Annotated in this window: 22 protein-coding genes; 9 read left to right on the top strand and 13 right to left on the bottom strand. The window is 65.6% G+C overall.

All coding sequences use genetic code 11. From position 1 onward, the window contains the following. Positions 1–38 precede the first annotated feature (38 nt). The 3 genes from EN808_RS32620 to EN808_RS36585 form a co-directional block, all read right to left on the bottom strand. On the bottom strand, positions 39–1,571 hold the full coding sequence (locus EN808_RS32620) for a YifB family Mg chelatase-like AAA ATPase (protein WP_135918036.1): 1,533 nt from the start codon (positions 1,569–1,571) through the stop codon (positions 39–41). 225 nt (positions 1,572–1,796) lie between these two features. Then, positions 1,797–2,405, bottom strand: a complete 609-nt coding sequence (locus tag EN808_RS32615; RefSeq protein ID WP_127871113.1) for a class I SAM-dependent methyltransferase — start codon at positions 2,403–2,405, stop codon at positions 1,797–1,799. A gap of 31 nt (positions 2,406–2,436) precedes the next feature. Next, positions 2,437–2,607, bottom strand: coding sequence for a hypothetical protein (locus EN808_RS36585; protein WP_189343562.1), 171 nt, complete (start codon positions 2,605–2,607; stop codon positions 2,437–2,439). A 103-nt stretch (positions 2,608–2,710) separates the two neighbouring features. Between EN808_RS36585 and EN808_RS32610 the strand changes: the two genes are divergently transcribed. Then, the gene (locus EN808_RS32610) at positions 2,711–3,631 is read left to right on the top strand and encodes a LysR substrate-binding domain-containing protein (RefSeq protein ID WP_127277973.1); all 921 of its coding nucleotides are present in this window, start codon (positions 2,711–2,713) and stop codon (positions 3,629–3,631) included. A 101-nt stretch (positions 3,632–3,732) separates the two neighbouring features. Here the strand turns inward: EN808_RS32610 and gshB are convergent, their stop codons facing one another. From gshB to EN808_RS32595, 3 genes are all read right to left on the bottom strand, one after another. Further along, on the bottom strand, positions 3,733–4,674 hold the full coding sequence (gshB, locus tag EN808_RS32605; RefSeq protein ID WP_127277974.1) for a glutathione synthase: 942 nt from the start codon (positions 4,672–4,674) through the stop codon (positions 3,733–3,735). A 71-nt stretch (positions 4,675–4,745) separates the two neighbouring features. Then, positions 4,746–5,120: a GtrA family protein gene (locus tag EN808_RS32600; RefSeq protein ID WP_127277975.1), complete on the bottom strand. Its 375-nt coding sequence runs from the start codon at positions 5,118–5,120 to the stop codon at positions 4,746–4,748. A gap of 3 nt (positions 5,121–5,123) precedes the next feature. Next, positions 5,124–6,125 (bottom strand): glycosyltransferase, encoded by a 1,002-nt coding sequence (locus EN808_RS32595; protein ID WP_127871116.1) that lies wholly within the window; start codon positions 6,123–6,125, stop codon positions 5,124–5,126. A gap of 164 nt (positions 6,126–6,289) precedes the next feature. Between EN808_RS32595 and EN808_RS32590 the strand changes: the two genes are divergently transcribed. Then, positions 6,290–8,083 (top strand): GtrA family protein, encoded by a 1,794-nt coding sequence (locus tag EN808_RS32590; protein WP_135918035.1) that lies wholly within the window; start codon positions 6,290–6,292, stop codon positions 8,081–8,083. Between the two features lie 15 nt (positions 8,084–8,098). Here EN808_RS32590 and EN808_RS32585 read toward each other — a convergent pair whose 3' ends face one another. Together EN808_RS32585 and EN808_RS32580 are read right to left on the bottom strand one after the other, a co-directional pair. After that, positions 8,099–8,440 carry an Atu4866 domain-containing protein gene (locus tag EN808_RS32585; RefSeq protein ID WP_127277978.1) on the bottom strand — a complete coding sequence of 114 codons (342 nt, stop codon included), beginning with the start codon at positions 8,438–8,440 and terminating at the stop codon, positions 8,099–8,101. A 5-nt stretch (positions 8,441–8,445) separates the two neighbouring features. Then, positions 8,446–9,171, bottom strand: a complete 726-nt coding sequence (locus tag EN808_RS32580; RefSeq protein WP_127277979.1) for an SDR family oxidoreductase — start codon at positions 9,169–9,171, stop codon at positions 8,446–8,448. 118 nt (positions 9,172–9,289) lie between these two features. On the opposite strand from EN808_RS32580, the gene EN808_RS32575 reads away from it, so the two are divergent. The 7 genes from EN808_RS32575 to EN808_RS32545 all read left to right on the top strand — a co-directional run bounded on the left by EN808_RS32575 (position 9,290) and on the right by EN808_RS32545 (position 16,223). After that, positions 9,290–10,174: a LysR family transcriptional regulator gene (locus tag EN808_RS32575; protein WP_127277980.1), complete on the top strand. Its 885-nt coding sequence runs from the start codon at positions 9,290–9,292 to the stop codon at positions 10,172–10,174. A 118-nt stretch (positions 10,175–10,292) separates the two neighbouring features. Continuing rightward, positions 10,293–11,642, top strand: coding sequence for an EAL domain-containing protein (locus EN808_RS32570; protein WP_127277981.1), 1,350 nt, complete (start codon positions 10,293–10,295; stop codon positions 11,640–11,642). Positions 11,643–11,808: 166 nt separating this feature from the next. Then, complete coding sequence (locus tag EN808_RS32565) at positions 11,809–12,576, top strand: SDR family oxidoreductase (RefSeq protein WP_127277982.1); 768 nt, start codon at positions 11,809–11,811, stop codon at positions 12,574–12,576. Then, on the top strand, positions 12,573–13,526 hold the full coding sequence (locus EN808_RS32560; protein WP_127871120.1) for a 2-dehydro-3-deoxygalactonokinase: 954 nt from the start codon (positions 12,573–12,575) through the stop codon (positions 13,524–13,526). Before EN808_RS32565 ends, EN808_RS32560 begins: the two co-directional genes overlap by 4 nt. After that, positions 13,523–14,161 carry a 2-dehydro-3-deoxy-6-phosphogalactonate aldolase gene (locus EN808_RS32555; protein WP_127277744.1) on the top strand — a complete coding sequence of 213 codons (639 nt, stop codon included), beginning with the start codon at positions 13,523–13,525 and terminating at the stop codon, positions 14,159–14,161. Before EN808_RS32560 ends, EN808_RS32555 begins: the two co-directional genes overlap by 4 nt. Next, the gene (locus tag EN808_RS32550) at positions 14,161–15,036 is read left to right on the top strand and encodes an SMP-30/gluconolactonase/LRE family protein (protein ID WP_135918034.1); all 876 of its coding nucleotides are present in this window, start codon (positions 14,161–14,163) and stop codon (positions 15,034–15,036) included. Before EN808_RS32555 ends, EN808_RS32550 begins: the two co-directional genes overlap by 1 nt. 128 nt (positions 15,037–15,164) lie before the next feature. Then, positions 15,165–16,223, top strand: coding sequence for a D-alanine:D-lactate ligase-like protein (locus EN808_RS32545; protein ID WP_127871121.1), 1,059 nt, complete (start codon positions 15,165–15,167; stop codon positions 16,221–16,223). 130 nt (positions 16,224–16,353) lie between these two features. Here the strand turns inward: EN808_RS32545 and EN808_RS32540 are convergent, their stop codons facing one another. From EN808_RS32540 to dnaJ, 5 genes are all read right to left on the bottom strand, one after another. Further along, positions 16,354–16,641 (bottom strand): DUF1330 domain-containing protein, encoded by a 288-nt coding sequence (locus EN808_RS32540; protein WP_120017644.1) that lies wholly within the window; start codon positions 16,639–16,641, stop codon positions 16,354–16,356. 29 nt (positions 16,642–16,670) lie between these two features. After that, positions 16,671–17,384, bottom strand: coding sequence for an orotidine-5'-phosphate decarboxylase (pyrF, locus tag EN808_RS32535; protein ID WP_189524223.1), 714 nt, complete (start codon positions 17,382–17,384; stop codon positions 16,671–16,673). An 11-nt stretch (positions 17,385–17,395) separates the two neighbouring features. After that, the gene (locus EN808_RS32530; protein WP_127277747.1) at positions 17,396–17,992 is read right to left on the bottom strand and encodes an NADPH-dependent FMN reductase; all 597 of its coding nucleotides are present in this window, start codon (positions 17,990–17,992) and stop codon (positions 17,396–17,398) included. A 373-nt stretch (positions 17,993–18,365) separates the two neighbouring features. Further along, entirely contained in the window at positions 18,366–18,971 is a 606-nt protein-coding gene (gene pmtA, locus EN808_RS32525; RefSeq protein WP_135918032.1) for a phospholipid N-methyltransferase PmtA, read from the bottom strand. A 105-nt stretch (positions 18,972–19,076) separates the two neighbouring features. Beyond that, positions 19,077–20,207 (bottom strand): molecular chaperone DnaJ, encoded by a 1,131-nt coding sequence (gene dnaJ / locus EN808_RS32520; protein WP_127871124.1) that lies wholly within the window; start codon positions 20,205–20,207, stop codon positions 19,077–19,079. Between the last annotated feature and the right edge of the window lie 108 nt (positions 20,208–20,315).

The following is a 20,315-nucleotide window of genomic DNA, read 5'->3' as shown; positions in this document are numbered from 1 at the left end:
TCTGGCGCAGCGTCCCCCGCTCCCTTGAGGGGGGAAGCTCACGCTGCCTGCGCCACCCGCTCCGCGCTCATGCGATAGGAAATCGCCTCAGCCAGATGGATGCGGCCGACGGTCTCGCTGGCGTCGAGATCGGCGAGCGTGCGCGCCACTTTCAACACCCGGTGATAGGCGCGCGCGGAAAAGGCGAGTTTTTCGCTGGCCTCCTTGAGCAGGGACAGGCCGGCGGCATCCGGCATTGCGATCGTCTCGATGACAGCCGGCGCGCAATGCGCGTTGGTGGTGGCGCTGTTGACGCCGAGCCGTTCGAAGCGCTCGCGCTGGAGCGTGCGCGCGCGGCCGACGCGAAGTGCAACGTCAGCACTCTTCTCGGCCCGGTCGGGCCGGATCAGGTCGCTGGCCGAGACCGCCGGCACTTCAATACGAAGATCGATGCGGTCGAGCAGCGGTCCTGAGATGCGCGCTTGATAGTCGGTACGGCAACGCTCGCCGCGTACGCAACGATAACCCGGCTCGCCGGCCATGCCGCAGCGGCACGGGTTCATCGCCGCCACCAGCTGGATGCGTGCCGGATAGGTGACGCGGTGGTTGGCGCGCGCGATCATGCAGTCGCCGGTCTCAAGCGGCTGGCGCAGCGCATCGAGCGTCTGCGGCGTGAATTCGGGGAACTCGTCGAGAAACAGCACGCCGTGATGCGCCAGCGACACTTCGCCCGGCCGGGCGCGCATGCCGCCTCCGACCATCGCCGCCATCGAGGCCGAGTGGTGCGGAGCGCGGAACGGTCGCCGGTCCGTCAGCTTGCCTTCGCCGAGCTCGCCGGCCACCGAGGCGATCATCGAGACCTCCAGGAGCTCCTTCAGCGCCAGCGGCGGCAGGATCGACGGCAGCCGCTGCGCCAGCATCGATTTTCCAGAGCCGGGCGGACCGACCATCAGCAGGTTGTGGCCGCCGGCGGCCGCCACCTCCAGCGCCCGCTTGGCCGTCTCCTGGCCCTTGATGTCGGCGAGGTCCGGCAGGTCGCGCGGCGCGGCGCGGATGCCGGCCTCGGGCCGCGACAGCACCTGCGTGCCGCGGAAATGGTTGGCGATGGCAATCAGGCTGCGCGGCGCCAGAATGTCGAATTCCCGCCCCGCCCAAGCAGCTTCCGGTCCGCAGGCGAACGGGCAGATCAGGCCCTTGCCCTCGGCATTGGCGCCGATCGCCGCCGGCAGCGCGCCGGCCACGGCGGTAATCGTGCCGTCGAGCGACAATTCGCCAAGCACGACATAGCCGGCCAGCATGTCGCCCGGAATGGCGCCAAGTGCTGCCATCAGGCCAAGCGCGATCGGCAGATCGTAGTGGCTGCCTTCCTTGGGCAGATCGGCCGGCGCCAAGTTAACGGTGACCTTCTTCGACGGCATCGACAGGCCCGACGCATGCAGAGCCGCCTGCACCCGCTCGCGACTCTCGGCCACCGCCTTGTCGGGCAGGCCGACGATCTGAATGCCGACCTTGCCGGGCGCGATCATCACCTGCACGTCGACCGGCACGGCCTCGATGCCCTGGAAAGCGACCGTACGAACCCGCGCCACCATTCTTTGCCCCCGATGCCGTCTCTCCCCAGCCTTTGTGAGCCGGCCGCGAGCGACGTCAACGCGAGACAACCACAGATTTCAAGCCAAGGCAAGAACAATACAGGAACAAAGAGAGGCGTGCGCATACCGTCGACGGGCTCGCAACTGCCTGCAAGGCGCCTCACCGTGCGCGTGACGATGCGAGCCGCGCAGGATGGAGGCGAACGTTCCGGGAGTCCGTGCAGATCACGACGGCTTCACCGCCAGAAAAGTGTTCCACCCTCGCTCCTTCCTGCCGACGCGGAAGCTGTGGCTGACAAGCTCCATGCCGGCGGCCTCGATGCGCGCCGCGAAGGCGTCCTTGCGCCAGTCGACCGTATGGTATCTGCCGCTCGTTTCGCCGTCGCCGTCGCGCATCGAGACGACAGAGGCACCACCGGGCCGCAACGCCCGCGCGATCTTCTCCAGAACCGGGTCGATCTGGTCGCGCGGCACATGGATCAGCACGGCAAGCGCCACCACCGCGTCATAGGGACCGCCAAGCTCGTCGGTGATCACATCGAGCAGATCGCCGGTCTTGCCGCGTGCTGCCTGCAGTTCGAGAAAGCGCCGCGTCGCGTCGGTCCGCCGGACCTTGACGCCGAGGCCCTCCAGGAAGTCCGCATCGCGGCCAGGTCCGGACCCGATCTCCAGGATTCGGCCGCCCGGCCCGGCGATCGCCGCGGCGCGCTTGAGCGCGGCCTGGTCGTTCGGGTGGGGAACATGTCCGACAATCTCGTCATAACGGACCGCGTAGTCCTCATACGACTCGACCGTCCGACGGCTCTGCGCCAGGGCTTTCGCGGGCACGGTCATCATTCTCTCTGTCTCCGGGCGCCAATCGTGTCTAGCGGATGCTGCCATAAGGCGCGTGGCCGTCGAGCAGGCCGATGTCGCGCTTGAAATGGTCGGACAGCGCGCGCTGATCGAGCAGGCGGCGCGACCGCGATCGGAAGGGAGCAACGAAGAGGTCCAGCATCGGATGACGGACTGTGAGGCGCCGCGTGGAAGTGTTCATGGCCATGTCCTTTCGGGTTGGGTCGATGGTTTGAGTGTGCGCTTGCCGGCTCTTGGCTTCCAATCGAACGTCGCTTATCATGCATCAACAGGATTGATGTGTGATGAGCTGGGACCTGCCGCCATTGGGCGCCATCAGGGTGTTTGAAGCCGCATCGCGGCTGGGCAGCTTTACCAAGGCGGCCGAAGAACTCGGCATGACCCAGTCGGCGGCGAGCTACCAGATCAAGGTGCTGGAGGAACGCGCCGGAACACCGCTTTTCGTAAGAAAAACAAGGCAGATCGCCTTGACCGAGGCCGGCGAGCAGCTGGCGCCGCACGCATCGGGTGCCTTCTCGGCGCTGGCCGATGCGTGGGTGGCGACCAAGGGCGGCGCCACCGGCGTCTTGTCGGTCACCACGGTCCAGACCTTTGCCTCGACCTGGCTCGCCGTGCGCCTTGGAGCATTCCAGCTGATGCATCCGGACCTTGCCGTGAAAGTCGACACATCGTCCCGGCTGGCCGATTTTGGGCGCGACGGCATGGATATCGGCATTCGCACCGGCACCGGGAAATGGCCGGGCCTGGCAGCCCACTATCTGTTCAAGGCGGATTACACGCCGATGCTCAGCCCGAGGCTGGTGCGGAGCGTGGGAGGCATCCGCCGGCCCGAGGATCTCTACAAGCTGCCACTATGCTGTTCGACCGATCCCTGGTGGAAGATCTGGTTCGAAGCAGCCGGCGCCCGCTTCGAGCCCGATCGCATCATAGCCGGCCCGGAGCTTGGCACGCAGGCCTACGACGCGATGGCGGCGCTGACCGATCAGGGCGTCGCCATCCTCACCCGCAACCTCTACAGCTCGTTGCTGGCGACAGGACAGCTCATTCAGCCGTTCGAGGCCATGGGGTCCGACGGCGACGGCTACTGGCTGGTGCATTCCGAAAGCCGCCGCAACACCCCGAAGATCAGGCTGTTCAGGGACTGGGTGCTGGCCGAGACGGCTGATGTCAGGGAGCGCGAACAGCGCCGGGTCGAAGAGCCTTGATCAAATCAGGAACATCAGGGGAACCGGTAACCGGACCGGTTGCGCCCCGGTTGTAGCCGGCTGCAAAAAGCGGAACATGGTTAACACAAAATGAAAACGGATTATGTCCGCTTCGCTTCGACCGCATCCCAGAACAGGGCGGCAATATCCGCCCCGCCGAAGCGATGCACTTCGCGCACGCCCGTCGGCGAGGTGACATTGATCTCGGTCATGTAGTCGCCGATGACATCGATGCCGACCAGGATGAAGCCGCGTTCCCTGAGCGACGGCCCGATGCGGGCGCAGATCTCGCGCTCGCGCGCCGTCAGCTCGGTTTTCTCGGCACGGCCGCCGACATGCATGTTGGAGCGCGAATCGTGCTCGGCCGGCACCCGGTTGATGGCGCCGACCGGCTCGCCGTCGATCAGGATGATGCGTTTGTCGCCCTTGCGCACATCCTTCAGGTAGCGCTGCACGATATAGGGCTCGCGGAACAGCTGGCCGAACATTTCGAGCAGCGAGGCGAGGTTGCGGTCGGCCTCGTGCAGATGGAAGATGCCGGCGCCGCCATTGCCGTAGAGCGGCTTGACGATGATGTCGCCGAATTCCTTGCGGAAGGCGGCCACCTCGAGCGGATCCTTGGTGATCAGCGTGTCCGGCATCAGATCGGAAAACTCGGTGACGAAGATCTTTTCCGGGCTGTTGCGCACCCAGGCCGGGTCGTTGACGACCAGCGTCTTCGGATGGATGCGCTCGAGGATATGCGTGGTGGTGATGTAGTTCATGTCGAAGGGAGGGTCCTGGCGCAGCAGGATGACGTCCATCTCCGATAGGTCGGTGCGAACCTTTTCGCCCAGCGAGTAGTGGCTGCCCTTTTCGTCGCGCACCTGCATCTCCTCGATGCGGGCAAACACCTTGCCGTCGCGCAGCGACAGGCGGTCGGGCGTGTAGTGGAACAATTGATGGCCGCGCCGCTGCGCTTCCAGCGACAGCGCGAACGAGGTGTCGCCGGCGATCGACACGGTCGAGACATGGTCCATCTGGACGGCGATTTTCAGCTTCATGGCGGATCCCCAGCGCAGTCAACGCAAGCGATATAAGGGTCCCGGCGCCTTCTGCCAATCGGGCCACGCCGTTAACGGTCGAAGACCAGCCGCGAGTAACCCAGGAAGGACAGCGTCATGGCCACCAGCGAAGCGATGGCAAGCGCCGCCAGTGGTGGCGCCGCCGGCAGCACCAGCAGGATGGCTGAGTAGACGGCATAGTTGACGATGCTGGTGGCGACGCCGACGCCGCCATAGCGGGCGCCTTCCTGTGTCACGCCTCTGCTCGACGGCGAGAAGGTCAGGTGCCGGTTGATCTGCCAGGTGACGAAGAGCGCGAAGCCGATCGACAGCATGCGGGCGACGAAGGGTCCGAGCGGCGTGACGGCGAGCAGCAGCCACAGCGCCGCCGCGTCGGCGACGAAGCCGATGCCGCCGGCGAAGACAAAGCGGACGATGCGTTGCATCGGTCAGGCCGCACGCGAGGCCTTGCCCGGTTGCGGCTTCCGAACCACGTCGCCGGTGCGGCGCTCGACACGGCCCGAAGGCATGGAGAGATAGAAGATCCGCTTCTGCTCGGCGCGCCCACGCGAGACCGAATCGAGGATCAGTCCGGTCACCGCCGCCAGCATGGACAGAAGCAGCAGGCCGACCGACAGCACCCAGGTCGGCATGCGCGGTACCAGGCCGGTCTCGGCGAATTCGACCAGCACCGGCGCCATCAGGAACAGGCTCGAGGCCAGGAAGAACAGCGAAAAGGCGCCGAAGAAGCGCAACGGCTGCGTCTCCTTCATCAGCATGGCGAACATCCACAGGATCCTGGCGCCGTCGCGGAAGGTCGACAGCTTCGACGACGAGCCTTCCGGCCGGCGGCCGTAGTCGAGCGCAATCTCGCTGACCGGCAATTTGAGCTGCGAGGCGTGCACCGACATTTCGGTCTCGATCTCGAAGCCGCCGGAGACGGCGGGGAAGCTCTTGACGAAACGCCTGGTGAAGACGCGGTAGCCGGAGAAAATGTCGGTGAAATCGCTGCCGAACAGCCATTTGTAGAGGCTGTTGAAGGCCCGGTTGCCGAAGGCATGGCCGGCCCTGCCGGCATCGTCGGTGACGCCGCGCCTGGTGCCCACCACCATGTCGCAACGCTCGGTCAGGAGCGTGTTGATCAATTGCGGCGCGTCCTCGGGCGCGTAGGTGCCGTCGCCATCGGCCATCAGGTAGATGTCGGCGTCGATGTCGGCGAACATGCGCCGCACCACATTGCCCTTGCCCTGGCGCGGCTCGCGAACCACGATGGCGCCGGCCGCGCGGGCGCGCAGCGCCGTCAGATCCTTCGAATTGTTGTCGTAGACATAGATGGTTGCCGCGGGCAGCGTCTCGCGGAACCGCCGCACCACCTCGGCGATGGTGAGCTCCTCATTATAGCAGGGCAGGAGCACGGCGATGACGGGTTCATGGCTGATGTCTTGCGGCATTTTCGTCTCCGAATGCCTTGTCGACCATGCGGTCGCGCTCCGGAAACCGGCCGCGTTCAGGCGGTTTTACTATTTATTGAAGCCGTTAAGGCTAGGTTTAAGACCGACTTCACGAGTGTCGATTGGCCTGGAAAGGCCCGGCATTCCCGCCAAGGGCGATCGGCATGAGCACAGCAACGGGAACTTCCACAGGGAAGTCCGATATCGCGTTCGCGTTGCTTGCCGCCTTGCTGCTGCTCGGCCTCAATGCCCAGCAGGGATTCCCGCAACTGGCCAATCCGGCGGGCGACAATGACAGCCTGCTGCAACTGGTCGAAGTCCGCGACCTGCTGGCGGGCCAAGGCTGGTTCGACTTGCACCAATACAGAATGGGGCTGGAGGGCGGCTTCGTCATGCACTGGTCGCGGCTGCTCGACGCGCCGCTGGCATTGAGCATCCTTGCCGTTTCGAGCCTGACTGGCAGCGCCGCCCTGGCCGAACAGATCGTGCAAATAGTCTGGCCGGCCCTGCAGTTCTTTATCGCGGTCTTGTTCATCATCCGCGCCGCGCGCGCTTTCGCCGGCCCGCCCGCTGTGCTGCCCGCCGCCGTCGTCGGCGGGGCGGCCTTGTATTACATCGGGATTTTTTCCCCAGGCGCGCTCGATCATCACAATGTCCAGCTGATGCTGACGCTGGCGAGCCTGGCCCTGCTGCTCGAGGCGCCCACGTATCGGCCGGCTGCCCTTGTCGCGGGCATCTGCGCCACGCTGACCCTGGCCATCGGCATGGAAAGCGCGCCCTATGCCGGGGCCCTCGGCGCCGTCGTCGCTCTGCTGTTTCTCGGCAATGGCGACGCCGAAAGGCTGATCGCCAGGGATTTCGGCCTCGGCGTCGCCGGCGTCTCGGCTCTGGTCTTCGCCGCCACCATCCCCGTCTCGTCCTGGGGCCAGGCCCAGTGCGACACGTTCTCGGTCGTGCAGTTCGCCGTCACAGCGCTTGCCGGCACCGGTCTGGCAATCATTGCTTCATGGAGGGCAGCCAACGCGACGGCCGCCCAGCGCCTGATGTCGCTTGGCCTGCTTGCCGTCGCTCTCGCCCTCGTCGTGGCGTTGCTGTTCCCGCAATGCCTGGCGGCGCCCTATGCCCATCTCGACCCGCGCCTGCAGCAGATGTGGCTCGGCTATATCGAGGAGGCGCAGTCGATCGTCCAGCTTGTCGTCGACGATCCGGCAAGGGCCGTGGCGCGTTTTGCCACGCCGCTGGTGGCCATCGTGCTGATGGCGCTCCGTTTCAGCCATGGCGGCTGGCGGCGGCAGGACAGCCTCGTCGCCGCACTGCTGGTCGTGGCGGTCCTGGTCAGCGCCTGGGAAGTGCGCGGCTCGACCTTCTCCATCGCCTTCGCGGTGATCCCGCTTTCGGCCTGGATCGCCAAATGGCGGCAGCGGGCCGAAGCCAGCCCGTCCAGCGGCTCGGTACTCAGGATGGCGGCGGCCTGGCTGATCTCGGTCAATGCCATCTGGTCGGGTGCCGCCGAGGCTGCCTCGAGCGCCTTCGCAACTGCTGCACCCGCCAGGGACGCCAGCATCGATGCGCCCTGCAACAGCAAGGCCTCGTTCGCCGTGCTTGGCGCGATGGCCCCCACCACGGTGCTTGCCATCTCCAATCTTGGCTCGCCCATCCTCGCCTTTACCGGTCATCGCGTGTTCGCCGGGCCCTACCATCGCAACGTCGCCGGAAACCTGCTCGTGTTCGATGCATTGCTGGGCTCGGCCACCGACGCCAAAGCCATCGTCGAAAGTCACCATGTCGGCCTTGTCGCGCTCTGCCGCGACAACCCTGAAAGCCGGCTGTTCGCTGCCAGGGCGCCGGACGGTTTTCTGGCCGGGCTGATGCGCGGCAGCGTGCCGGAATGGCTGGAGCCGGTGGCGGAGACCCGTGGCGCTCCTCTGGAACTGTACCGCGTCCGGCTCGGCGGCTGATCCAGCCGGCAGACGCTACTCCTTCCGATACAAGATCATGCCGCCGTGATGCAGCACGCCGTCGATGAACGTGCCATCGGCGGTGAATCCGGTATCGTCCCAATAGTCGATGTGATGCCCCCGGACTTCGTAACGCCCCCGATACGCGCTCTCCCGGGTTCCACGCGCTTCGTCGTACCGGCCATTTGGAAGCAGCTTGTGACGGACATGGCCATCGGCTGTCACCCACATGCCTGCATAGGGATGGCTTTGAGCAGTGATTTGCTGGTCGGGATTCATCTGGGCGACACCTTTCTGCACGGGGACCGCGCCAAAGAGAAGCATGAGCGATGCAAGCAGGGAAAACGACGACGTCATGGCCGCTACCTTGTGGCCGTCGGCCGAATGACGATCTCGTTGACATCGACGTCGTCGGGCTGCTCGATGGCGAAGCGCACCGCGCGGCCGATCGCGTCCGGCTGCAAGGCGATCGCCCGGTAGGTCTTCATGGCTTCGGCCGCCAGCGGATCGGTGATGGAATGGGCCAATTCACTCTCGACCACGCCGGGATGAATGCAGGTCACCCGAATGTCGTCGTTCTCCTGCCTGAGGCCGTCGGAAATCGCCCGCACCGCGTATTTGGTCGCGCAATAGACCGCTGCCGTTGGCGCGACCGAGAGCGCGCCGACCGAAGCGATGTTAATGATGTGGCCGGAGCCTCTCGCGGCCATCTCCGGCAGCACCGCGGCGATCCCGTGCAGCACGCCCTTGATGTTGACATCGACCATGCGGTCCCATTCGTCGACCTTGAGGGAGGCCATCAGCGAAAGCGGCATCACGCCGGCATTGTTGACGATCACGTCGACGCGTCCCCAGGCTTGTCGCGCCGCCTCGGCAAAGGCAGCGACATCGTTACGGTCGGTGACGTCGAGGCCGCGGATCCTGGCCTCCCCACCGTGCGCGGTGATCTCCTCGGCGAGCGCCTCCAGCCGGTCTGTGCGCCGCGCGCCGAGCATGACTTTCGCCCCGGCGGCGCCGAGTTCGCGGGCAATCCCCGCGCCGATTCCGCTTGATGCGCCGGTAATGAGGACGGTCTTGTCGAGGGGCATGCTTGTCTCCTGTTCCTGGATTGACCGCCGCCTTGCGTCGGTTGCCAGGAAGATAGAATTGCCCCATTGTCGCGTTAAGACAGCCATTTCTTGACGCTATGGAAAGCCACGCTAACCAATGGATCTCAACGCGCTCTCCGTTTTTGCGCTTGTCGCCGAGGAGCGGAGTTTTCGCGCCGCCGCTGACCGGCTGGGTGTCACCCGCTCGGCCGTCAGCCAGACGATCAGGCGGCTGGAAGAGACCATCGGCATAGCGCTTGTGCGGCGCACGACGCGCAGCGTCAGCCTCACCGAGGCGGGGGAGCGGCTCCGCGCCGAAATCGCGCCGGCCATCGCGGACATGCGTGCCGCGGTCGAGGCCGCCGGCAGCTTGCGTGGGCGCCCGCGCGGGCAGTTGCGGCTCGCTGTTTCGTCGATCGCCGAGGGCTTCCTGTCAGGGCCGTTCCTGGCAGCCTTCGCCGAGGCCAATCCGGAGGTTCAGATCGACATCACGGTGACGGACGATGAATTCGATATCGTTGCCCAGGGATACGATGCCGGCGTCAGGCTGGGCGAAGTCATCGAGCAGGACATGATCGCGGTTCCCGTTGCCGGTGACGAGCGGCAGCTGGCTGTCTGCGCGCCAGCCTACCGCGATCGATTTGGTGAGCCTGCGCATCCGAGCGAGCTTGCGGCCCGTCGCTGCATTGGTTGGCGTCCCGCTCCCGGGGTTGCGCCCTACCGATGGGAATTCGCGGTCGACGGCAAGGAGTTCAGCGTCGCCGTCGCCCCGGAGATCACGACAAACGACATGACGTTGATGATCAGGCTCGCTGTCGCCGGCGCCGGCATCACCTTCGGCATGGAACGGAGCTTCCGTCCCTGGCTCGACCGGGGCGAGCTGGTGCCCATCCTGGAGTCCTACTGCCCACGCTTTGCCGGCTTCTATCTCTATTATCCCGGCCGCCGCAACTTGGCGCCGAAGCTGCGCGCGCTTGTCGATCACCTGCAGCGCTTCAGATAGCGTCGTGGGATCGTTGGCGGGTCTCGAAAAATCGATTCAAGCGATACGTTTCCTAAAGGGTTTGCTGCCAGTCTCGAAATAAATTCCGACGACAAAACAGGGACGAACAGGGACACCGATGCAAGCTCCGTTTGGCACCGGTCAGGCAAACAGGGAAAGCACGGATCTGGCGTTCACCGATCCGTTGACCGGGCTTGGCAATCATCGCCGCTTCTTCGACAAGGTCGACCGCCTGATCAGCGACCGCGCCGACGATCCCGCGCCCTTCACCGTCGGCATTCTCGACCTCGACGGCTTCAAGCCGATCAACGATCTGTTCGGCCACAAGGCCGGCGACGACATCCTGATCCAGGTCGCCATGCGGCTGCGTGCCTCGATGGACGGCCATTCGACGGTCTGCCGCATCGGTGCCGACGAATTCGCCTTCCTCTACCCGCTGGTGTTCTCGGAGGATGCGGCGGCTGAAAAATCCCGCATGCTGATCGAGATCCTGTCGGCGCCCTATGATGTCGGCGAGCGCACCGCCAGGCTCTCGGCCTCGGTCGGCTGCTCGCTGTTCTATTCGGGCGACGAGACCACCGAGATCCTCATCAACAAGGCCGAAACGGCGCTCTACCATGCCAAGCGTTCCGGCCGCGGCCGCGTCGTCGTCTACACCCGTGAGATGGAAGAGGCCGCCAAGCGCGTCACCCGCATCGAGCAGGCGCTGCGCCGCGCCGTCTCCGCCGGGGAGGTGGAGCCGCATTTCCAGCCGATCGTCGACCTCACCACGCGCCGCACCATCGGCTTCGAGACGCTGGCGCGCTGGACCGATCGCGATCTCGGCGCGGTGCCGCCGACCGTCTTCATCCCCATCGCCGAGGAGCGCGGCATCATCGGTCCGCTGTCGCAGCTGGTGCTGCGCAAGGCGACCGAAGCCGCCAGGAGCTGGCCGAAGGACCTGTTCCTGTCCTTCAACCTGTCGCCCTCGCAGCTCGTCGACCAGAACACCGGCCTGCACATACTGGCGATCCTCGACCGCACCGGCTTCGATCCGCGCCGGCTGGAGATCGAGATCACCGAGACCGGCCTGATGAACGACCCTGCCTCGGCGGCGCAGATCGTCGAGGATCTGCGCCGCGTCGGCATCCGCGTCTCGCTCGACGATTTCGGCACCGGCCAGTCCTCGCTCGGCCGGCTGCGTGAATTCCATTTCGACAAGCTCAAGATCGACCGCGCCTTCGTCGCCTCCATTCTCGAAGACCGGCCATCCGAGCACATCATCCGCGCCATCCTCGCCATGTGCGAAGGGCTCGGCATGGACGTCGTCGCCGAAGGCATCGAAGAGGAAGCGCAGGCCGACCGGCTGGTCCAGTTCGGTTGCGCCGGCGGACAGGGCTATCTGTTCGGCAAACCGGCCGATGCCGATGCCACATTGGGCTACCTCCGTGATTCCTTCCGTGGCGCCTTGCGCGCCAAAGCGATCTGAGCCCAGGACTTCGGCGCCGCCCGCCATGTGGCGACGCCACTTCGCGGGTCGAGCATGGCACCATCGCCTTTTTGTCAGACATAAGCCCGAAAATGCGTCTTTTCGCCCTTGCCCGCCGGACGTGTCTGGCTAGGATGCGCGCCGGTTGACCCGGGAGACGAAAATCATGATGCCATCGGCGCGGTTTGCCGACCTCGAAGGCGCTTCGGTGCTGATCACCGGCGGCGGCTCCGGCATCGGTGCGGCGTTGACCGAAGGGTTCACGCGCCAGGGCGCCAAGGTCGCCTTCATCGACATCGCCGATGCGCCGAGCATCACGCTCGCCGACCGCGTTGAGAAAGAGCTCGGCCGGCGTCCGCTCTACCTCAAGACCGATCTGCGCGACGTCGAGGCCTTGCGCGCTGCAGCCGCCCGGGCCGCCGACGCGCATGGCGACGTCACCGTGCTGGTCAACAACGCCGCCTGGGACGAACGCCATGAAGTCGAGGACGTCACCGTCGAATTCTGGGACAACAATCTCTCCATCAATCTCAGGCCGCATTTCTTCACCGCGCAGGCGGTGGTGTCAGGCATGAAGCGGGCCGGCGGCGGCTCGATCATCAATTTCACCTCGACCTCCTACCTGATCAACCATCCCGACATGCCGGCCTATACCGCTGCCAAGGCGGGCATACTCGGCCTCACCAAGGGGCTGGCCGGCAAGCTCGGGCCCGATCGCATCCGCGTCAACGCCGTCGCGCCCGGCTGGGTGATCACCGAGCGGCAGCAGGAGCGCTGGGTGACCGAACAGGCGCTCGCCGCCCATGTCGCCAAGCAGTGCATCAGGGACGTCATGCGGCCGGACGACATGGTTGGCACGGTGCTGTTCCTGGCCTCGGACGCTTCGCGCATGTTGACCGCGCAGATGCTGATCGTCGATGGAGGCTTCCTGTGAGCCCAGCCAGCAACGTTCCGGCGGTTGCCGCGCTCGATTGGGGCACGACCCGGCTCCGGGCCTGGCTGATCGACGGCGCCGGCAAGGTGCTTGCCGAGCGTCGCGGCGACGACGGCCTGATCACCGCGCGCGAAAAGGGCTTCGCCAACGTTCTGGAGAGCCATCTGACGGCGATGGGTGCGCCGGAGGAATTGCCCGTCATCATCTGCGGCATGGCCGGTTCGCGCCAGGGTTGGCTCGAGGCGCCCTATGTCAGCGTGCCGTCGCCGCTCGGCGCCATTCTCGGCGGCGCCGCCCGTGTGCCTGATCAGAAACGTGACATCCGTATCGTTCCCGGCCTTGCCCAGCGCCTGGCCGACGCGCCCGACGTCATGCGCGGCGAGGAAACGCAGTTGGCCGGCGCCGGCCTGCCGGCCAAGGGCCGCCATCTCGTCTGCATGCCCGGTACCCATTCGAAATGGGTGCTGGTCGAGGACGGCGCCGTCACCGGCTTTGGCACCTGGCCGACGGGCGAGCTGTTTTCCGTGCTTGCCGCGCACTCGATCCTGCGCCATTCGCTGGGCGAACATCCCAGCCCGGTTGCTGCCGACAATCCGTTCTTCCGCCGCTGGTGCGAAATCGCACTGGGCGAGGGTGGTGACGTCACCTCGCGGCTGTTTGCCATCCGCGCCGCCGGCCTGCTCCAGGATTTGAAGGCCGATGATGCGGCCGCCTGCCTGTCCGGCCTGCTGATCGGCGGCGAGATTGCCTCCGCCCGGCGCCGGCACGGCGCCGGCGCGACATCGGTGGTGCTGGTTGCCTCGGGCGCGCTGGCCGTGCTCTACCAGGCGGCGCTCGGCCTTGCCGGGCTTGGCCTGCGCACCGTCGACGCCGACGAAGCAGTACGCGCCGGGCTGATCGAAGCCGCGCGCGAGAACGGCATGATCGCCAGAACCGGAGCAGCCCTATGAGCCAGACCGCACCTTTTCCCAAACTCAAGCGCGGCCTGGTCGCCATCCTGCGCGGCCTGAAGCCCACCGAGGCGATCGCCATGGGCCAGGCGCTGTTCGACGCCGGCATCGAGGCGATCGAGGTGCCGCTCAACTCGCCCGAACCGTTCTCGTCGATCGCCAGGATTGTCGAAGTGCTGCCGAAAACGGCCCTGGTCGGCGCCGGCACCGTGCTGACGGCGGCCGATGTCGACAGCCTGCACCGGGCCGGCGGTCGATTGCTGGTCAGCCCCAACATCGATGCCGAGGTGATGGGCCGCGCCAAGACATATGGCATGGTCACCATGCCTGGCGTGTTCACCCCTACGGAAGCTTTCCAGGCGATCCGGCTCGGCGCTTCGGCGCTGAAATTCTTTCCCGCCAGCGTGCTCGGCGCATCGGGCATTTCCGCGATCCGGGCCGTACTGCCGGCGCAGACGCTGGTCGGCGCGGTCGGCGGCGTTTCGGACAAGGATTTTGCCGGCTACAAGGCGGTTGGCGTGACGGTCTTCGGGCTTGGCTCCAGCCTGTTCAAGCCTGGCACGAGCGTCGACGACGTAGCGGCGCGCGCACACGCCGCCGTCGCTGCCTGGGACGCGGCATTCGGAGACGCATGATGAGCGAGGTTTCGGTTTTCTCCGACCATGTCTGCGAGCTCGGCGAAGGGCCAAGCTACGATCCCGCCACCGATGCGTTGTACTGGTTCGATATCGTCAACTGTCGGCTCCTGGAGAAATCCGTGGCCGGCGGTGCGCTGAAGATCCACGAGCTTGGCCAGATGGCGAGCGCCATCGCCATCATCGACGACAAGCGTCAGCTGATCGCCACCGAGACCGGCCTCTTCGTCCGCGACGTCGCGACCGGCCGGATGACGCTGCATACGCCTGTCGAGGCAGACAACCCCCTTACCCGCTCCAACGATTCCCGTGTCCATCCCTGCGGCGCCTTGTGGATGGGGACGATGGGCAAGAGCGAGGCAAAGGGCGCCGGTTCGATCTACTGGTTTTTCAAGGGCGAACTGCGCAAGCTATTCTCCGGCATCACCGTGTCGAACTCGATCTGTTTCTCCGGGGATGGCGCGCTCGCCTATTACACCGACACCTCGACCGGCCTGCTGATGCGCGTCGCCTGTGATCCGGCGACCGGCCTGCCCGCTGGAGAACCAAATGTGTTCGTCGATCACCGCTCGTCCAAGGGCTATGTCGATGGGTCGGTCGTCGACCACGATGGCGTGCTGTGGAACGCCGTCTGGGGCGGCAAGGCGGTCAAGGCCTATTCGCCCGACGGCACATTGTTGCGCGAAATTGCGATGCCGGTGACGCAGCCTTCCTGCCCGGCTTTCGCCGGCGCGAAGGCGGACCGGCTGGCGGTGACGTCGGCCTGGAAGGGCAAGGACGAGAAGCAGCGCCAGCTCGACCCGCAGGCCGGCATGACGTTCGTCCTCGACATCAAGGTCAACGGCCGCTTCGAGCCACGCGTGCTGATCGCCTGAACGAAGGTGGCCGATAAACGTCCTCGCCGGCGTTGTCACGCAACCGTCCGGGACGGTCGGTTTCGCGAAAGCCCACGGCATGCGCCGTGCGATGCTGGGCGATCACATAGCCGGGATTCAAATATCGCATGTCCAGCCGCAGGCCAGAACTGATCCTCGTCCACGAGCCGGAGAAGGCTTGCTTCGAGCGCCTGGTCGCCGAGGGCTATGCGCCGAAGCGTGCCGCCGAGATTTCGTCCTACCTGGCGCAGTCGACCGACCTCGCGCCCGAATTCGACACGCTCGCCGCAGCCTGTGACAGCCGCGGCCTCGCCTTCGCCGCGGTGGAGCTGGACGATGCCGCAAGCGCGCTCACCGGAGCCGATCCGGCCACGACGCTGGTCTGGACGCTGACCGACGGCATCGCCTATTTCCGTGGCGGCGGCGCACCCGCGCTGGCGCGGCTCAATGGCCTGAGAACGATCGGCGCGGACGATTCGCTGTTCGCGCTCTGCCAGGACAAGTTCCGCTCCGGCGCCGTGCTTGGCGCGCTCGGCCTGCCGGCGCCGCAGGCGGGACTTGCCCGCAATGGAAACTGGCTGGTCGAGCCGCCGGCCTCCGCTGCCGGCTGGTTCGTCAAGCCCAACAGGCTCGGCGCCAAGATCGGCATCTGGCCGGATTCGCGCGTAGCCGATCTCGGCCACGCGCTGGAGCTCAGCCGCCGTGTTTTCGCGGCCTATCGCGACGATGTCGTCGTCCAGCCCTATGTCGCCGGCCGCAATGTGCGCGCCAGCTTCCTCGGCCTGACGCCGGAAACCGGCGTCGAGGCGCTTGGCGTCGCCTTTGTCGAGTCAGGCGCGGACTTCCAGACCATGGCGGACAGCCTGGCGCTTTATGGTGACACCGGTGAGGCGGCGAAGACTGCCGGGCACTATGCCGAACCCGAACTCGCTCCAGTCGCGGACAGCCAGCCGGTGGCCGATGCGAGGATCAGGGTGATCGCCGAACGGCTGATCAGCGGGCTCGGCCTGCGCGACGTGTTTTCCATCGACCTGCGCGTCGAGGCAGATGACACGGTTCATCTCATCGAGTTCGAGGTCTGCCCCGGCCTGCCGTGCTTCGATTTCCGCGCCTACTGCCGCCAGCAATGGGCGCTGGGCCTGACCGACGCGATGGCGGAAACCGCCGCAAGCCGGTTGCGCCCATGACGTCAGGGATGGCGGCGCGACACCCCCTCGCAATCGGCATCCGACGGCTAAGCAAGGAGCGACGCGGCGCGGACATGCCGTGACTTCGACACATTGCGACAGTGCGGAATTCCGCTCCGCCGCCCCCGACCTAGATGCCTTCGACCAGCACGATCTCGCCGTCGGCGACCTTCTGACGGATGGCGACCGCGCGCTGATACTCCGGCGAGTGATAGCAGTCATGCGCGGCGGCGAGCGATGGAAACTCGATGATGACATTGCGCGCGCGGCCCGGACCCTCGGCTTTCTCGTGTTCGCCGCCGCGGGCGAGAAATGTCGCGCCAAAGCGCTCGAAGGCCGGCTTGGCGGCCGCGACATAGTCCTTGTAGCCTTCGGCATCGCGCACATCGACACGTGCGATCCAGTATCCCTTGGGCATTCTCTTTTCTCCTATCGTGCTGGCGCTCGTCAGGCCGAGCGCATTTCTTCCAGAATGGCCCCGGCCGCCGCGCGCCGGTCGCTTGCCGCGACGATCGGCCGTCCGACGACCAGATGGCTGGCGCCGTTGCGGACCGCCTGCGCCGGCGTCACAACGCGCTTCTGGTCGCCATGGTCGCTGCCGGCCGGGCGGATGCCGGGCGTCACCACCGCCATGTCCGGGCCGACGATGCGGCGCACCGCTTCGGCTTCCGCGGCCGAGCAGACGATACCTCCCATGCCGGCATGCAGCGCCTGTTCCGAGCGCCTCAGCACCAGCGTGTGCGGGTCATATTCATAGCCGACATCGATCATGTCCTGCTCATCCATCGATGTCAGCACGCTGACGGCGAGCAGGCAAAGCTCGCTGCCGCGCGCTGCCTCCACCGCCGCCTGCATCGCCTTGGGATAGGCATGGATGGTCAGCATGGTCATGCCCATCTTGACGATGTTCTCGACGCCCTTGGCCACCGTGTGGTCGATGTCGAGCAGCTTCATGTCGAGGAAGATTTTCGTTCCGCCGCTGGCCAGCTCCCTGGCAAAGTCGAGCCCGCCGGCAAAGGCCAGCTGATAGCCGATCTTGTAGAAGGAGACGACGCCGTCGAGCTCGCGCACCGCCTGCTCGGCCTCCTTCACGGTCGGCACGTCGAGGCCGACGATCAATCGTTCTTGCATGGATTGGGCCTGCATGGAATGAGCTTGCATGGTTGCGGCGGTCACACCTCGACCCTGGTCGACAGCATGCGCGAGGTCTCGATCAGCGTGCGGCATAGGTGCTCCATCGATTTGTGCAGTCTTTCGTCACGGAAATGGCCGTCCCCGTCGAAGGCGTCGCCACCCTCCGGCACCGAGCATTCGGGCGTCACCACCTCCATCTGGCAGCGCACCAGCACGGCGCGCAGATGGTTGATGCAGCGTATGCCGCCGAAGTGTCCGTTGGAGGACGAGCAGAGGCCCGCGACCTTGCCGGCAAGCGGCCTGACCGATCGGCCGCCATCCCGTCGCACCCGGCTCACCCAGTCGATCGTGTTCTTGAGCAATGGCGGGATCGAGCCGTTATATTCGGGCGTCGCGATCAGCAGCCCGTCATGAGCGGCGATCAGCCGCGCCAGCTTCTGGGCGTTTTCGGGGACGCCTCTTTCCATTTCCAGGTCTTCGTCGAGGATCGGCAAGGGATAGTCGGCGAGCGAAACGCGGGTGACCTCGGCGCCCTGCACCGCAAGTTCCTTCTGCGCCACGTCGGCGGTCCTGCCGCTATAAGCGCCTGTGCGCACCGAGCCGGCGAAGACGAGGATTTTCGGGATCACTGCCATTGGCCAACCTTGTTCTGGGACACGTACAGCCAAGGTTCGATCAAATCAACGCATCGGCGCCATAAAACGCTCGGTATTGGCCGAAGCCCCCGACTTCGTCATCCCTGGGCGAAGCAGGAGCGAAGCTCCGTCGCGGAGACCCTGGGATCCATTCCGTGACCTTGGACGTAGAGTGCAGCGGAGCAGAATTCTTCTTCGCCGCGGCACGTCGAGGTCGCGGCATGGATCCCTTGGGCTGCGAAGCAACTCCAGGGGTCTGCGCCGCGTCGCTGCGCTCCTTGCTCCGCCCGTGGATGACGAAATGAGGGATGTTTCGGCCAATCGCCAAGCTATGCAGCCAGCATCAGGAACCGCGAACGGCTCAGCGCGTCCGCTAATTCGCTTCGCGCCGGTAGATCCACAGCTGCGTCGGCGGGATGTTGCGGAAGATGAAGTCGAAATGCTTGACCGTGTAGTCGCCGCGGCCCGCCGGGATCGGCGACATCGGACCATAGGTCAGCTGGACGATCGGCCGTCCGGCCGGGATGCGATCGAGCAAGCTTTCGATATAGGCGATACGCTGGGCGACCGGGAAGTTGAGCAGCGGCACCCCGGAAACGACGCTATCGAAGATCATCCCGCGCCTCTCGCCAAGCGTGGCGTTGAGGTTGAAGGCATCGCCCTCGATGACGTTGACGCCGGGATAGAGCTGGCGCAGATGGCGCACGAAATCGGTGGAATATTCGACCGCGTAGAGGTTTTCGGGCCGCACGCCCTGGGCGAGGATGGCGCGGGTGATGACGCCGGTGCCGGGACCGACCTCGAGCACCGGCAGGCCGGACTTCGGGTTGACGATCGAGGCCATCTTGCGCGCGGTGATCGAACTGGTCGGAACGATGGAGCCGACAGTCTTCGGCTTGTCGATCCAGCCCTTGAAGAATTTGAGTTCGTCGTCGAACTTCTCGGCAAACGCCTTCCGCAGTCCGTGACCACGTGCCATGCAAGCTCTCCTCAGCGCGCCCCTTGGAAGCTACTTAACATCTGGGTGACGCAAGGCAAGGCACGGCCATGCCTATGTCGTGGATAAGATAGCTTTGGTCGCGTCTCAACGTTCGCCGAAAGACTCGAAAAAGTCCTTCATGCGAGCGAAAAAGCCGCTCGATTGGGGCGAATTGTCCTGCGAGGAGAGTTGTTCGAACTCCTCCAGCAGCTCGCGCTGGCGGCGCGACAGGTTCTGTGGCGTCTCGACCGCGGTCTGGATGTAGAGGTCGCCGACATTGGGCTGGCGCAACACCGGCATGCCCTTGCCCTTGAGGCGGAACTGACGTCCGTTCTGCGTGCCTTCGGTGACCTTCACCTTGGTCTGTGTGCCGTCGAGCGTCGTCACCTCGAAGGAGCCGCCAAGGGCCGCCGTCGTCATCGAGATCGGCACCTTGCAATAGAGGTCGGCACCGTCGCGCTGGAAGAATTCGTGCGGCTTGACCGCCAGGAAAATATAGAGGTCGCCCGACGGCCCGCCGCGCAGGCCGGCCTCGCCTTCATTGGCCAGCCGGATGCGGGTGCCGTCCTCGATGCCGGCCGGGATGTTGACCGAGAGCGAGCGCTCCTCGGTGACGCGGCCCTGGCCGGCGCATTTCGGGCACGGGTCCTTGATCGTCTGGCCGCGGCCCTGGCATTGCGGGCAGGTCCGCTCGATCGAGAAGAAGCCTTGCGTGGCGCGCACCTTGCCGTGGCCGTTGCACATCGAGCAGGTAACCGGCTGGGTGCCGGGCTTGGCGCCGCTGCCGGAGCATTCCGTGCAGGATATCGAAGCCGGCACGCGGATTTGCGCGGTCTTGCCCGCGAAGGCTTCCTCCAGCGAGATTTCCATGTTGTAGCGCAGGTCGGCGCCGCGCTCGCGGCCACCGGAAGAGCGGCGCTGGCGGCCGCCCATCATGTCGCCGAAAATATCCTCGAAGATGTCGGCGAAGCCGCCGGCGCCAAAGCCTTGCGCGCCGCCATTCATGCCGCCCTGCTCGAAGGCGGCGTGACCGAAACGGTCATAGGCCGCGCGCTTCTGCGGGTCCTTCAGCGTCTCATAGGCTTCGTTGATTTCCTTGAACTTGTGCTCGCAGGAATGATCGCCGGGGTTGCGATCGGGATGGAACTGCATGGCGAGCTTGCGAAAAGCGCTCTTGAGCGCCTTCTCGTCGGCGCCCTTTTGCACGCCCAGCGTTTCGTAGAAATCAGCTTTCATTTTTTCCCGCAGTCCGGATCAACGTCTTGATGCATTGTTGCGTCGTTTGCCGGCATGTTGTCTCGATTTAGGATCGGTGCCGCCCGGATGCCAGTGCCGGTGTGCGCC

The organism is Mesorhizobium sp. M8A.F.Ca.ET.165.01.1.1 (assembly GCF_004792065.1).
Classification (GTDB): domain Bacteria; phylum Pseudomonadota; class Alphaproteobacteria; order Rhizobiales; family Rhizobiaceae; genus Mesorhizobium.
This window is presented reverse-complemented; position numbering and strand designations above follow the sequence as displayed.

Excerpts from the sequence above, each read along its gene's own strand:
- gshB (WP_127277974.1), bottom strand. The coding sequence starts at position 4,674 with ATGAAGCTGAAAATCGCCGTCCAGATGGACCATGTCTCGACCGTGTCG.
- EN808_RS32600 (WP_127277975.1), bottom strand. The coding sequence starts at position 5,120 with ATGCAACGCATCGTCCGCTTTGTCTTCGCCGGCGGCATCGGCTTCGTC.
- EN808_RS32610 (WP_127277973.1), top strand. The coding sequence starts at position 2,711 with ATGAGCTGGGACCTGCCGCCATTGGGCGCCATCAGGGTGTTTGAAGCC.
- EN808_RS32545 (WP_127871121.1), top strand. The coding sequence starts at position 15,165 with ATGTCCAGCCGCAGGCCAGAACTGATCCTCGTCCACGAGCCGGAGAAG.
- EN808_RS32595 (WP_127871116.1), bottom strand. The coding sequence starts at position 6,125 with ATGCCGCAAGACATCAGCCATGAACCCGTCATCGCCGTGCTCCTGCCC.
- dnaJ (WP_127871124.1), bottom strand. The coding sequence starts at position 20,207 with ATGAAAGCTGATTTCTACGAAACGCTGGGCGTGCAAAAGGGCGCCGAC.
- EN808_RS32590 (WP_135918035.1), top strand. The coding sequence starts at position 6,290 with ATGAGCACAGCAACGGGAACTTCCACAGGGAAGTCCGATATCGCGTTC.
- EN808_RS32530 (WP_127277747.1), bottom strand. The coding sequence starts at position 17,992 with ATGGCAGTGATCCCGAAAATCCTCGTCTTCGCCGGCTCGGTGCGCACA.
- EN808_RS32620 (WP_135918036.1), bottom strand. The coding sequence starts at position 1,571 with ATGGTGGCGCGGGTTCGTACGGTCGCTTTCCAGGGCATCGAGGCCGTG.
- EN808_RS36585 (WP_189343562.1), bottom strand. The coding sequence starts at position 2,607 with ATGAACACTTCCACGCGGCGCCTCACAGTCCGTCATCCGATGCTGGAC.
- pyrF (WP_189524223.1), bottom strand. The coding sequence starts at position 17,384 with ATGCAAGCTCATTCCATGCAGGCCCAATCCATGCAAGAACGATTGATC.
- EN808_RS32550 (WP_135918034.1), top strand. The coding sequence starts at position 14,161 with ATGAGCGAGGTTTCGGTTTTCTCCGACCATGTCTGCGAGCTCGGCGAA.
- EN808_RS32615 (WP_127871113.1), bottom strand. The coding sequence starts at position 2,405 with ATGACCGTGCCCGCGAAAGCCCTGGCGCAGAGCCGTCGGACGGTCGAG.
- pmtA (WP_135918032.1), bottom strand. The coding sequence starts at position 18,971 with ATGGCACGTGGTCACGGACTGCGGAAGGCGTTTGCCGAGAAGTTCGAC.
- EN808_RS32580 (WP_127277979.1), bottom strand. The coding sequence starts at position 9,171 with ATGCCCCTCGACAAGACCGTCCTCATTACCGGCGCATCAAGCGGAATC.
- EN808_RS32570 (WP_127277981.1), top strand. The coding sequence starts at position 10,293 with ATGCAAGCTCCGTTTGGCACCGGTCAGGCAAACAGGGAAAGCACGGAT.
- EN808_RS32575 (WP_127277980.1), top strand. The coding sequence starts at position 9,290 with ATGGATCTCAACGCGCTCTCCGTTTTTGCGCTTGTCGCCGAGGAGCGG.
- EN808_RS32585 (WP_127277978.1), bottom strand. The coding sequence starts at position 8,440 with ATGACGTCGTCGTTTTCCCTGCTTGCATCGCTCATGCTTCTCTTTGGC.
- EN808_RS32565 (WP_127277982.1), top strand. The coding sequence starts at position 11,809 with ATGATGCCATCGGCGCGGTTTGCCGACCTCGAAGGCGCTTCGGTGCTG.
- EN808_RS32540 (WP_120017644.1), bottom strand. The coding sequence starts at position 16,641 with ATGCCCAAGGGATACTGGATCGCACGTGTCGATGTGCGCGATGCCGAA.
- EN808_RS32555 (WP_127277744.1), top strand. The coding sequence starts at position 13,523 with ATGAGCCAGACCGCACCTTTTCCCAAACTCAAGCGCGGCCTGGTCGCC.